Source organism: Nocardia tenerifensis NBRC 101015 (assembly GCF_000308715.1).
Classification (GTDB): Bacteria; Actinomycetota; Actinomycetes; order Mycobacteriales; family Mycobacteriaceae; genus Nocardia; species Nocardia tenerifensis.
In genome coordinates this window covers 1-12,921 of sequence record NZ_BAGH01000422.1, presented here as the reverse complement: position 1 = coordinate 12,921, position 12,921 = coordinate 1, and the positions used below count along the sequence as shown (strand labels likewise).

At 68.2% G+C, this 12,921-nt stretch carries 12 protein-coding genes; 3 read left to right on the top strand and 9 right to left on the bottom strand.

The window, feature by feature from the left end; translation table 11 throughout:
* A partial coding sequence (locus tag ON39_RS33565) for an MFS transporter (RefSeq protein WP_506329728.1) occupies positions 1–695 on the bottom strand: 695 nt, incomplete at its 3' end.
* Between the two features lie 100 nt (positions 696–795).
* A complete protein-coding gene (locus ON39_RS33560; protein ID WP_040740227.1) occupies positions 796–1,260 on the bottom strand; it encodes an NUDIX hydrolase in 465 nt (154 codons plus the stop codon).
* Between the two features lie 248 nt (positions 1,261–1,508).
* Here ON39_RS33560 and ON39_RS33555 point away from each other — a divergent pair, with 248 nt between their 5' ends.
* The 3 genes from ON39_RS33555 to ON39_RS33545 all read left to right on the top strand — a co-directional run bounded on the left by ON39_RS33555 (position 1,509) and on the right by ON39_RS33545 (position 5,233).
* A complete protein-coding gene (locus ON39_RS33555; protein WP_040740223.1) occupies positions 1,509–2,282 on the top strand; it encodes a pirin family protein in 774 nt (257 codons plus the stop codon).
* Between the two features lie 177 nt (positions 2,283–2,459).
* Entirely contained in the window at positions 2,460–2,948 is a 489-nt protein-coding gene (locus ON39_RS33550) for a DUF4190 domain-containing protein (RefSeq protein ID WP_040740222.1), read from the top strand.
* Between the two features lie 266 nt (positions 2,949–3,214).
* Positions 3,215–5,233, top strand: coding sequence for a M13 family metallopeptidase (locus ON39_RS33545; RefSeq protein WP_040740221.1), 2,019 nt, complete (start codon positions 3,215–3,217; stop codon positions 5,231–5,233).
* A 32-nt stretch (positions 5,234–5,265) separates the two neighbouring features.
* Here ON39_RS33545 and ON39_RS33540 read toward each other — a convergent pair whose 3' ends face one another.
* The 7 genes from ON39_RS33540 to ON39_RS33510 all read right to left on the bottom strand — a co-directional run.
* Positions 5,266–6,345 carry an ABC transporter ATP-binding protein gene (locus ON39_RS33540; protein WP_040740220.1) on the bottom strand — a complete coding sequence of 360 codons (1,080 nt, stop codon included), beginning with the start codon at positions 6,343–6,345 and terminating at the stop codon, positions 5,266–5,268.
* A gap of 69 nt (positions 6,346–6,414) precedes the next feature.
* Positions 6,415–7,743: an ABC transporter substrate-binding protein gene (locus tag ON39_RS33535; RefSeq protein ID WP_083894840.1), complete on the bottom strand. Its 1,329-nt coding sequence runs from the start codon at positions 7,741–7,743 to the stop codon at positions 6,415–6,417.
* Positions 7,744–7,759: 16 nt separating this feature from the next.
* Entirely contained in the window at positions 7,760–8,551 is a 792-nt protein-coding gene (locus tag ON39_RS33530; protein WP_246002918.1) for a carbohydrate ABC transporter permease, read from the bottom strand.
* A 71-nt stretch (positions 8,552–8,622) separates the two neighbouring features.
* Positions 8,623–9,552 carry a carbohydrate ABC transporter permease gene (locus ON39_RS33525; protein WP_040740225.1) on the bottom strand — a complete coding sequence of 310 codons (930 nt, stop codon included), beginning with the start codon at positions 9,550–9,552 and terminating at the stop codon, positions 8,623–8,625.
* 329 nt (positions 9,553–9,881) lie between these two features.
* The gene (locus tag ON39_RS33520; RefSeq protein ID WP_040740218.1) at positions 9,882–10,796 is read right to left on the bottom strand and encodes a L,D-transpeptidase; all 915 of its coding nucleotides are present in this window, start codon (positions 10,794–10,796) and stop codon (positions 9,882–9,884) included.
* 287 nt (positions 10,797–11,083) lie between these two features.
* Positions 11,084–12,481, bottom strand: a complete 1,398-nt coding sequence (locus tag ON39_RS33515; protein WP_051187445.1) for a cytochrome P450 — start codon at positions 12,479–12,481, stop codon at positions 11,084–11,086.
* A 137-nt stretch (positions 12,482–12,618) separates the two neighbouring features.
* Positions 12,619–12,921, bottom strand: a 303-nt coding sequence (locus ON39_RS33510; protein ID WP_040740217.1) for a DUF6764 family protein, incomplete at its 5' end; no start/stop codon positions are given.

Genomic DNA, 12,921 nt, shown 5'->3' with positions numbered 1-12,921 from the left:
GCACCGTGCTTCCGCTCGCCGTCGCGCCCCGCCTCCGGGCCGAGCACCCGCGGCGCGAACCCGGCCGCCAGCAGCGCGCTGACCAGCGGCCCGAGCCCGCTCACCGCGACCGCGACCGCCGAGGCGAAGTCCCCCGCACCGATCAGCCCGATCACCGCCACCGACGTGGCCGCGCCGAGCCCGGCACAGCCCGAGGCCACCGTCGCCAGCACCGAATTCATCGGGACCAGCCAGCGCTGGGCGAGCACGCGCGGCAAGGCCGCCGACACGCCCGACAAGACGAACCGGCTGATCCCCACCACCGCCAGGGCCAGCAACAGCAGCGGCGTCTCCCCGAGGCCGGCCAGCAGGCCCGCGCACACCAGCGCGATCAGCACCGCCCGCGCCATATTCGCCACCAGCAGCACGGTGCGCCGATCCCACCGATCCAGCAGCGCCCCCGCATACGGCCCGATCAGCGAATACGGCAGCAGCAGCACCGCGAAACCGGCGGCGATGGCCAGCGGATCGGTCTGCCGCTCCGGATTGAACAGAATGGCCCCCGACAACGCCGCCTGAAACATGCCGTCGCCGAACTGACCGCTGAACCGCACCGCGGCCAGCCGAACCACCCCCGGGCTCTCGCGCAGCGCGGTCCACAGCGGCTCAGGCCGCTCGTCCGATGGAATAGAACTTTCCGAGCGACCAGTGGACACGCCGCGAGGTTACTGGGTTGGGTTTACGGGCGGTGAACGGCGCTGGCCGAGCTTGTGTGTAGCGGTGACCGGGGCCGTGGATCGCCTTGTGGTGACCCGCTCAGTTGGGGTCGGTGACCAACGCGCTGACCGCGGCGCGGGTATCCGGGGCCATCGGGAGGTCGTGTATGGCGGCGGCGTCGATCCAGGCGAACGCGTCGTGCTCGCCGGGCTCCAGCGCCACCTCGCCGGGCTCGACGTCGACCACGAAGCTGAATTTGCGCACCCTGGACTTGGTTCGGGTGGCGTAGTCGATGCCGCCGAGGAAGTCGGTGATGGCGCGCACCCGCAGGCCGGTCTCCTCGAACAGCTCACGCTCGACGCACTCGGCGAAGGTCTCGCCGGATTCGACTCCGCCGCCGGGGAGTTCGTACATACCGCCGTGGAAGTCGTCGGGGACTCGGCGCACCACCAGAAGTTTGCCGTGGCGGAACACCGCGACGCCGACGACGAAGTGCGCGATGCCCTCGCGGCGCGCCTCGTCGCGGAGTTGTCGCTCGATGCGCGCGAGATCCTCGGGTCGCATCAGTCCGTCACCTCCGGTTACCTTGCGGCGCACCATCTTACGGAGTCGGCACGGGTGCGTGCCGCGCGCGCCGGCGAGTTCGCCCGCCGTGTCCCCGGAGCGGTCGGTTCTGCTCGCCTGACGTTCACCCGCTGGTCGCTCGCGTAAAATGCCGAGTGCAGCACAATTTACTAGGAATGTGGAGTACCGCGCCGTCTGTGCTCCTACCCTGAAAGGTGATCGGTGCACGGTCCGGAGAGGAGGACCTGATGTCCACGCTCACGACACCACACATCGACGTCCATCGAGCAGGCGACCGAATGAAGACACGGGTGTCCTGGCTGGATTCGAAGCATTCGTTCTCGTTCGGCGAGCACTACGATCCCGACAACACCCATCACGGCCTGCTGCTCGTGAACAACGACGACATCGTCTCCCCGGGTCAGGGTTTCGACACGCATCCGCACCGAGACATGGAGATCGTGACGTGGGTGCTGGGCGGCAGCCTGGTGCACCAGGATTCGCTCGGCCACAGCGGCATCATCTACCCCGGTCTGGCCCAGCGGATGAGCGCCGGCACCGGCATCCTGCACTCGGAGAAGAACGACGCGTGGCGCCTCGACGGCGCCGAACACGACGAGCCGGTGCATTTCGTGCAGATGTGGGTGGTGCCCGACGAGCCGGGCCTGACGCCCGGCTACCAACAGCTCGAGATCGACGACGAACTGGCGACAGGCGCCCTGGTGCCGGTGGCCGCGGGCCTGCCGCGCTACCGCGACCGCACCGCCATCGCCATCAACAGCAGCCACGCGGCGTTCCACGTGGCGCGGATGACCGGCGAACCCGATCAGGTCATCGAGCTGCCCGACGCGCCCTACCTGCACGTCTTCGTCGCCGCCGGCGAGGTGGAGATGGAGGGCGTCGGGACCCTGGACGAGGGCGACGCGGTCCGGCTGACCCGATCCGGTGGTCAACGCGTCACCGCGCGCCGGCCCTCGGAGGTCTTGGTCTGGGAGATGCACGCGCGACTCGGCGCGCAGTAGCCAATTACCGTCGCGCCCCGCGCGTCCGGGGTCGCGCCGCGCTGGGTTGCGACAAAATGGGCATACCTCGCATTAACATCCGCCCGTAGCGCGGGCGATCAGTAGGCGATCCCCGCGCACCCGCCGGACCAGCCGGTCCGGATCGGGCGGCGCGAGGCACCGACGGAGAGGAAGTCCATGTCGCAATATCCGCCTCCCGGCCAGTATCCGCCGCCGCCCGGGTACCCGCCGCCGGGTCAGCAGCCCGGTCAGCCCGGCTACTGGCAGGAGTCGCCCAAGGGCAAGGGTCTGGCGATCACCGCGCTGGTGCTCGGCATCCTCGCGCTGCTGAGTTTCTGGACGCTGGTCGGTGGCTACCTGTTCGGCGCGTTCGCCCTCATCTTCGGCATCGTCGCGCTGGTGAAGGCGCGGTCGGGTCGCGCGGGCGGCACGGGCATGGCGATCACCGGTCTGGTCCTCGGCGCGCTCGGCCTGATCGGCGCGATCGTGGTCACCGTCGTTGGCTACAGCTTCTTCGTCAACAGCGGCGGCAAGGACTTCATCGACTGCGTGAACAAGGCGAACGGTGATCAGTCCAAGATCGACCAGTGCGAGCGGGACTGGAACCAGCGCCTCGAGGACAAGTACAGCGTCACCCTGACCCCGCCGCCCGCTCCTACTCGCTGAGCGAACGCGGCCGAGGGGCGGCGTCAGTCGCGCTCGGCGCTGCGGGTCGCGCTCGGACGCTGTGGTCATGGCAGGGCGCGAGTCGCGTTCGAGCGGCGCGTTTCACTGTCGGTGGCAGCTGCCCTCGTCGGTCGGCGAGGGCAGCACGACTTGCCTACCGGGTGGCGCGGCCGAGGCGCGCGGACCCGGACTGAGCGGCGAACGGTTCGGCACCCAGTCCTGCGTGACTGAGCGCCGACTCCGGCGTCGATCGGCATACTGGATTCGTGACCTCCGAGCTGACCAGTCCCTCCGGCATCGATCTGTCCTATCTCGACCGGGACGTGCGGGTACAGGACGACCTGTTCGCGCACGTCAACGGTCAATGGCTGGACGACTACGAAATACCGGCCGACCGCGCCGTGGACGGCGCCTTCCGCAAGCTCTACGACCAGGCGGAGCTGGATGTCCAGGCGATCATCCAGCGCGCCTCGGCCGAGTCCGCCGAGCCGGGCAGCGATGCCCGCAAGATCGGCGACCTGTTCACCAGCTTCACCGACACCGCCACGGTGGCGGCGGCCGGGCTCGCCCCGATCGCGGCGGAGCTCGCCGCGATCAACGAGGTGACCGACCGCGGCGCGTTCGCGGCCCTGCTCGGCCGGCTGCAACGGACCGGCGTCGGCGGGGCGGTGAGCTTCTACGTCGACACCGACGACAAGGACTCCAGACGCTATCTGGTGCACGCCTCCCAGTCCGGCCTCGGCCTGCCCGACGAGTCCTACTATCGCCAGGACGAATTCGCCGAGATCCGCGCCGAGTACATCGCCCACATCGGCCGGATGTTCGCGCTGGTCGCCGCCGATTCGCGGACCGCGCCGCTGCTCCCGGGGGACCTGGACACGGTCGGTCAGCGGGTGTTCGAGCTGGAGCGCAAGCTGGCCGCCGGACACTGGGACGTGGTCCGCCGCCGCGACGCCGAACGCAGCTACAACCTCACCACCTTCGACGCACTGGTCGCCGAGCACCCCGAATTCGACTGGGCCGCCTGGACTTCGGCGCTCGCCGAGGGAGTCGAGCGATCCGGCCCCGAACTGTTCGCCGAGATCATCGTGCGCCAGCCGGATTACCTGCGCACCTTCGCGCAGGTGTGGTCGACGGAGTCGCAGGCCGACTGGCAGGCCTGGGCCGCCTGGCGGGTGATCCGGGCGCGCGCACCGTATCTCACCGACGACCTGGTCGAGGAGAACTTCGCCTTCTACGGCCGCACACTGACCGGCGCGCAGGAGAATCGGGAACGCTGGAAGCGCGGCGTCTCGCTGGTGCAGGATCTGCTCGGCGAGGCCGTCGGCAAACTGTATGTGGCCGAACACTTCCCGCCCGAGGCCAAGGCCAGGATGGTCGAGCTGGTCGCCAACCTGCGAGAGGCGTACCGCCGCAACATCTCCCAGCTGGATTGGATGGGTCAGGACACCAGGGCGGCCGCGCTGGCCAAGCTGGAGAAGTTCACCCCGAAGATCGGCTACCCGGACAAGTGGCGCGACTACTCCGACGTGCGGATCGACCCTGCCGACCTGGTCGGCAACTACCGCAACGGCTACGCCGCCGACCACGATCGCGACCTGAACAAGCTCGGCGGCCCGGTCGACCGCGACGAGTGGTTCATGACGCCGCAGACCGTGAACGCCTACTACAACCCCGGCATGAACGAGATCGTCTTCCCCGCCGCGATCTTGCAGCCGCCGTTCTTCGACATGAACGCCGACGACGCCGCCAACTACGGCGGCATCGGCGCGGTGATCGGGCACGAGATCGGTCACGGCTTCGACGATCAGGGCGCGAAGTACGACGGCGACGGCAACATGGTCGACTGGTGGACCGACGACGACCGCGCCGAGTTCGGCAAGCGCACAAAGGCGTTGATCGACCAGTACAACGTGCTCTCCCCCAAGGCGCTACCCGACGAGCACACCGTCAACGGCGAGTTCACCATCGGCGAGAACATCGGCGATCTCGGCGGCCTCTCCATCGCCCTGGAGGCCTACAAGATCTCCCTCGACGGCGCCGAGGCCCCGGTCATCGACGGGCTCACCGGCCTGCAGCGCGTCTTCTACGGCTGGGCCCAGGTCTGGCGCACCAAGGCCCGCACCGAGGAGGCCGTCCGCCGCCTGGCCATCGACCCGCACTCCCCGCCCGAGTTCCGTTGCAACGCGGTGGTTCGCAATATCGACAGCTTCCACGAGGCCTTCGACGTGCACCCCGGCGACGCCCTGTACCTGGACCCGGCGGAGCGCGTGAAGATCTGGTGACCGCTCGACAGCGGTAGAGCCGGGGAACGCCCTCAGCGCAGGCGTTCCTCGGACTCCGCGTCGAAGAAGAACACGTCGTCGAGTTTCGGACGCAGCCGCAGCGTATCGCCGAGCGCGACCCGGAAGCGGCGGTCGACGCGTGCGACGACCTTCCCGGAGCGGCTGCTCCAACTCTCGGCGACGCCGTGGCTGTAGACAAACGACTCCGCGCCCAGCTCCTCCAGCAGCTCCGCGGCGACGGTGAGACCACCCTCCTCGGTGGTCACCTCCCACGACTCCGGGCGGATGCCGACGATCACCCGGTCACCGGTTTTCGCGGTGCGGGGCAGCGGGATTCGCAGATCGTCCAGGACGGCGGCCCCGTCGCGCACCGGCGCCTCCAGCAGGTTCATCCCCGGCGAGCCGATGAAACCGGCGACGAAGGTGTTCACCGGATTGTCGTAAAGCTCTCGCGGCGCGGCGATCTGCTGCAACTTGCCGTCGAGCAGCACCGCGACCCGGTCGCCCATGGTCATCGCCTCCACCTGGTCGTGGGTGACGTAGACCGTGGTGGTGCCGAGCCGCTTCTGCAGCGCCGCGATCTGAGACCGGGTGCTCACGCGCAGCTTGGCGTCCAGGTTGGACAGCGGCTCGTCCATGCAGAACACCTGTGGTCTGCGCACGATCGCGCGGCCCATGGCGACCCGTTGCCGTTGTCCGCCGGACAGTTTCGCCGGCTTGCGGTCGAGCAGGTGCTCGAGCTCGAGCATTTTCGCCGCTTCCTGCACCCGGACCAGCGTGTCGGCCTTGTTCATGCCCGCGTTGCGCAGCGCGAAGCCCATATTCTGCGCCACAGTCATATTCGGGTACAGCGCGTAGCTCTGGAACACCATCGCCACGTCGCGCGCCCGCGGCGGCAGCCCGGTGACGTCCCGGCCGCCGATCAGGATTCGCCCGGCCTCTACCGATTCCAGCCCGGCCAGCATGCGCAGGCTGGTCGACTTGCCGCAGCCCGATGGTCCGACGAGAACGATGAACTCCCCGTCGGCGATGTCGATCTCCAGGCTGTCGACGGCGGGTGCCTGCGCACCGGGGTACAGGTGCGTCACGCCGTCGAACTGCACTGTGGCCATGGGGTCGATCTCCTCGTGTGAAACTCACGGCGGCGGCCACGCGGGGTGGCCGCCGCCGGGGTGTGGGTGTTACTTGGGCAGCTTCGGTGTGATCTGCCGGTCGATGATGGCCTGCAGCTGGCTGGTGACGTTGGCGTAAACCATTGCGGGGTCGGCGTTCTGGAGCCCGATCTGCTCCAGGCCGGTGCCGATGATCTGATCGCCGCCCGGCACGAACACCCGGGCGTAGTCCTGCGACTTGGTCAGCGGCAGCTGGTCGATGGCGACCTTCGCGTTGGGGTTCTTCGCCAGGAAGTCCTGCTCGCTCGGGTCGGTGACCGCCGACTTGCGCACCGGCATGTACCCGGTGGCCTGCGAGAAGTACGCCGTGTTCGCGGCATTGGTGATGAACTCGATGAACTTGAGCGCGTTCACCTTTCGCTGATCGGAGATCCGCGCCGGAATGGCCAGGCCCGCGCCGCCGGTGGTGACGCCGGGCCCGTTCGGGTGCGGCAGGAACGCGGTGCCGAACTGCAGCTTGCCCTCCGCGTTCTGCTTGATGCCCTTGAGGTCGCCGGTGGAGGCGATGGTCGAGGCGATCACCCCGGTGCCGAAGTCGACCGCGATCTGCGGCTTGATGCCCGCGTACTTCTTGGTGTGGATCATGTCGCGCAGGAACTGTCCGGCGGCGATGGTGCCCGGATCGGTGAACCGCAGCTTCCACTGATCGGAGTACGCGCCGCCGAAGGTCCAGTTCGGGCCCTGGAAGGTCCAGGCCAGGTAGTTCTTGGCGTCACCCCAGCCGTGCGCGAGCTTGCCGTCGCCGACGACGGACTGGATCTTCGGGCCCCACTCGTCGAACTCCTGCCAGCTGTTCGGACCGCGGTCGGGCAGACCGGCTTTGGCCCACACGTCCTTGTTGTAGTAGAACAGCGGTGTCGAGCGGGAGTACGGCAGCGCGTAGTGCTTGCCGTTGAACAGGTAGTCGGCGGCCAGCGAGTCGACGTAGTCGTCCAGCCTCATCCCCGCGTCGCCGAAGTGCCCGTCCAGCGGCTCGATGGAACCGTTGAGGGCGTAGTTGAACCACCAGACATCCGACAGCACAACGACATCGGGCAACTCGCCGCCGGACAGCGCCGCGTTGAACTTCTGCGACACCTCCTCGTAGTTCTTGCCCGCGTCGATCAGGTTGACCTTCAGCTCGGGGAACTTCTCCTGGAACCGCTTGATCAGCTCGTTTTCCTGATCCTTCGAGCTGCCCGGGTGATTCGACCAGAAGTTGATGGTGTTGGCGTCGCCGGACTGCTTCGAGCCACCGCCGGTGCCCGCGCATGCGGTGAGGGCCGCGCCCGCGGCGACGGCGCCGGCCAGCCCGATGAACCCGCGCCGCGACAGCGCGGGGAACTGAGAAGTGGACACGTAGTTTCTCCTGTATCTAACCCTTGACCGCACCCGAGGTGAGGCCTTTGATCATGTGGCGTTGCAGCAGCAGGAACACCACGAGAATCGGCAGCATGGTCAGCAGCGTGCCCGCCATCACCGGCCCCCAGTTGGTGACGCTCGGATTCTCGGTGTTCTGCAGGAGGGTCAGGCCGACCGGCAGCGTGGCGACCTCCGGCCCGTCGGCCATCAGGAACGGCCACAGGTACTCGTTCCACTCGTTGACCAGCGTCACCACCGCGAAGGCGACCATCGTCGGGCCGGACATCGGCAGCACCACCCTGGTCAGCAGCCGCCACCAGTTGGCGCCGTCCATCCGGGCCGCCTCGATGACCTCCGAGGGCAGCGACAGGAAGTGGTTGCGCATCAGGAACGTGCCGAAGGCGACGCCGCAGAGCGGAACGATGATGCCCACCAGGGTGTTTCGCCAGCCGAGTTGCGACACCAGCGCGTAGTTGGAGATGACGGTGATCTGGTTGGGCACCATCAGCGCCGCGATGATCACCAGAAACACCACCGACTTACCCGGAAAGCGCAGGAACACCAGCCCGTACGCGCTGAACACGCCGAGCACGAACTTCACCGCGGACACGATCGCGGTGACGATCAGCGAGTTGCCGAAGAAGGTCCAGAACGGCAGCTTGGTGGTCGCGTCGCCATAGTTCTCCGGATGAAAGCTGTGTGGCCAGTACACCGCGGGCTGCACGTAGATGTCCGGGCGCGCCTTGAACGAGGTGATGAGGATCCAGAACAGCGGAACCCCGACGATGATCAGCACGCAGACCATGGCCGCGTAGCCGAGCAGCGTCACCCCGAGCCGGCGACGCTGGTAGGAAATCGTTTCGGCCCCTGGGCTTCTCACTGCTCATTCCGATCCATGACGCGAACCTGCACCAGAGTGACGACCAGCAGCACCAGGAACATGATGGTGGCCACGGTCGCCCCGTAACCGGCGCGGAAATTACGGAAAGACTCCTCGTACACCTGGTAGACCATCGTGGTCGTGCCCGTGCCGAGCGGCCCGCCGCGGGTCATCACGTTGATGATGTCGAAGACCTGCAGCGAATTCAGCAGCACCGTGATGGACAGGAAGAACGTGGTCGGGCGCAGCTGCGGCAGCAACACCTTGGTGAAGGTGGTCCAGCGGCTCGCGCCGTCCATCTCGGCCGCCTCCATCAGCTCGGCCCGAACCCCTTGCAGCGCGGCGAGATAGATGACGAAGCTGTAGCCGAGGTTCTTCCAGATGTAGGTCACCGTCACCATGAACAGCGCCCAGTGCGGGTTCTGATAGAAGTCCGGCACCTTGTCCACGCCCGCGCGCTCCAGCAGGTCCTGGACCAGGCCGAAGCTCGGATCGAAGATGAACTGGAAGGCGACGCCGATGGCGGCGCCGGAGATGACGAACGGCGCGAAGATCGCCGAGCGGACCACGTTGCGTCCGAACAGCTTCCGGTCCAGCAGCAGCGCGAGCGCGAGCCCGAGCACCATGCTGCCGACCACCGCGGCGAGGGTGAAGACCACGGTGTTGGTGACGATGTCCCAGGAGTCCGACCGGCCCCACCACTCGCGGTAGTTGTCCACGCCGATGAAGGTGGCGACCGGGTCGGAGATGTTCCAGTCGTAGAAGGAGAGCCGGATGTTGTCGAGCAGCGGCCGGTAGACGAACAGCGTCAGCAGCGCGAGATTCGGGACGACCAGCACGAGGAACAGCGCGTAGTCCTGCCAGGGCCGGTTTCGCAGACCGCGTCCACGCGGTGGGGGCAGTACTCGTTCCGGCTTCGCTCGCACGTCGCGCACTCTACGGACAGGAGCAAACGGTCGGTTAACGCGATCCTGCCGACCACTGAACATCTCGAGCACGCGCCCAGTGAATCAAAACCCCTGGGCCGCAAACGGCATTTTGCCGCAATTGAGCTAGCCCGCCTCTCCGGGAATTCAGGCCAGACTCAGGATCGCTGCTGGTCGCGTCGGCGTCCGGCGGTCGAGGAAGGGGTCGGGTCAGCCGGTACCCGACGAGTTACCCATGTGCGCACGAGATCAGCTGTCACGTTGTGCACGTGGGTAACTCGTTCACCCGGCCTGCATACGGCGCCAGTAGCGCGCTGCTGCTACTGCTGCTAGTTCCAGTCGCCGGCGAGGCCGTCGCTGGTGCCGATCGAGCCGCCCTTGGTGTTCACGATGATCACCGGGTCGCCCTTGCGCGAGTTCTCCATGAACCACTTGGCGTTCTCGGTGCTCACGTTGAGGCAGCCGTGGCTGGCGTTGGAGTTGCCCTGCTGGCCGACCGACCACGGGGCGGCGTGCACGAAGATGCCGCTGTTGGAGATGCGGGTCGCGTACTCGACCTCGAGCTTGTAGCCCTCGGGGTCGGTGGTCGGCACACCGTAGGTGGACGAGTCCATGATCATCTTGCGCAGCTGCTCGCCGACGACGTAGGTGCCGTTGGGGGTCTCGTGCTTGGTCTTGCCCATCGAGGTCGGCATCGTCTTCACCTCCTCACCGTTGCGGGTGATGGTGATGGTGTGGGTGTTGTCGTCGGCCGTGCTGACGAACGCGTCGCCGATCTTGAAGGAGCTGCGGGTGCCGCCGGCCTCGACCGTCACGTCGGTGTTGTCCGGCCAGAAGTCGTTCGGCCGCCAGCGCACCTGCTTGTCGCCGCGCCAGTAGAAGTGGCCGGGCGCGGCCTTCGAGGAGGTGACCTTGATGAATTTCTCGGCGGCGGCCTGATCGGCCACCGGCTCCTTGAAGTTGATGATGATCGGCTGGGCCACCCCGACCACCTCGCCGTCGGCGATGTTGATCGACGGGGGCGCGAAGTTGGGCTGCTGCGGCGCGGGATCCTGCGCGGATCCGGCCGAGCCGGAACCGAACGGGAACGGCTCGGCATCGGCGGGGGCGACCAGCAGAACGCCCGCCGCGATCGTCGCGGACAACAGGGCGCCAGCCCGCAGCCTGCGGGTTAGCTGAGCTGCCCTGCGATGGGCAGGTAGCGACCCGGTGTGCGAAGCGACATGCATAGGTTTCTCGTCCATTCCATCTCTCGGCGCACCCGCGCGAACACGCGTGTCACGAGATCTCTCATCGGCGTGGAGCGGGCAGAGCTCTCCCCACGGGTATTGACGGCCCGACCCTGCATCCTTCCTACCGTCCCGATGCGGCCCGAAGCCAGTTGCGTTTCATAGTGATTCGTTCCGACCGCTCGGTGTGGTCGCCGTCACATATCCGGTCAGGCGCGGTGCGCCCTTCCGAAAGCTACCGGTCACGTCGGCGAGTCCGGTGTGTCGGCAGATGCCGCTGGTCGGTCGCCGTGCGGGTCTCGTCAAACGCCTTCGTGACGTAAATCACTCACCACATCGAAGGGAATCGGGCGGTGCGGACCGGTTGCTATGTTGTGCGGCACCGACATCGGCGCGCGCCCGTTCGCGTAGCGCGGCGGCAACCGCAGCCGCACGCGGTTCACGATGGTAGCCAACGCGATTCGCAGTTCGTAGTCCGCCAGCGCGGCCCCGACGCAGCGCCGGTGCCCGCCCCCGAACGGCGCGAACTCGAACGGCCCGTACCGGCGCTCGAGGAACCGCTCCGGCCGGAAGCGCTCCGGCTGCGGCCACACGCGCGGATCGGTGTGCAGCAACGGCACCGCGACCCCCATCGTGTCGCCCGCCGCCAAGGCCACCCCGCGCACCGGGTACGGCGTGGTCAGCCTGCGCAGCACGATCGGCACCGCGGGGTGCAGTCGCAGCGTCTCGTGGCACACCGCGTCCAGATAGGGCAGGCGCGCCAACTCCGCCGGGTCCGCCTCCGGCCCGGCGGCGCGCAACTCCGCGCGCAGCCGGGCCAGCGTGCCCGGCTCGCGGTGCAGGTGGAACAGCGCCCAGACCAGCGACGTCGCGGTGGTCTCGTGCCCGGCGACGAGCAGGGTGCGCAGTTGTTCGCACAGTTCGTCGTCCGTGATCGCGGTGCCGTCGTCGTAGCGCGTGCTCAGCAACATGCCGAGGATGTCGGTGGCCTGGTCGCCGACGATGGTCCGCCTGCGCGCGATGTCGTCGAGGATCAACCGATCGAGCCGCGCGCGGGCCGCGACGAACCGATCCCACGGCGCCGCCCCGAACATCCCGTGCCGCAGCGACGGCATCAGCATGAGCGGTCCGGAGAACGCGGTGAGGAATTCGCCGACGGCCCAGGTGTATTCGGCCCGCCGCTCGTAGCTGTCCACCCCGAACACCGCGGCGAGGATCACCCGCAGGGTGATCGCCCGCGCGGCCGCCCGCGAGTCGATGCGGACGCCGGGCCGCCACGCCCGCCCGCCCGGCTCGGCGCCGCTCATCTCCCGCAGCACCGAGTCTCGAATGATGGTGCCGTAGGCACGGATTCGCGCGCCGTGGAAGGCGGGCGCCAGCAGCGCGCGGTCGCGGCGGTGCCGCTCGCCCGCCGCGAGGATCAGCGCGGCCGTGCCGACCAGCGGCTCGATCGGATTCGGCCGGGGCGGTTCGAGCGCGTCGGGCGGCGCGCGGAAGATCTCGCGCGCACCCTCGACGGTGCCGGTGAACAGCGCGGAGCCGAACCCCGGGAAGCGCACGAAGAACGGATCGCCCTCGCGCGTGCGCCGCCAGCGGAAGTACCTGTCGAAGTCGAGCCCGGCCGCGAGCGCGTGCAGCACGACCAGCCGCGGGGCCCGCGGCGCGGCGAGCGTCGTCGACTCGCCCGTGCACACGTCCATATCTATGGGTACGAACTAACCGGTCCGTGGGTTCGATGCCGACAATCCGTGTGCGGCTTAAGAGTCCGACTCGTCGACGACGCCCGCGAGTTCCGTGCTCGGCCGATCGGATCGGCCGGCGTCGCCGGGCGCGTTCCTCAGGACAACTGCTGCGCGGGCGTCTGCCAGCGGCCGAAAGGCGTGCTCAGGCAGGTGTCGCCGGTGCGCGAATTCCAGGCGAAGGCCCCGCCGCCGAGGCACACGACCGTGTTGTCGGCGGTCTGCGCGGCGGCCCTGGATCCGTCGAACGCGACCGACACGGCGATGACCGGCGCGCCGGGACTGCGGGAGACCTCGTCGCCGTCGATGGAACTCCGGGCGATCGCGTCCTGGCCGACGCCGATCGCGATCGGCAGGCCGCCCGCGCCGTCGCTGGCCCCGACCCCGCCGGCCGCGCCGAC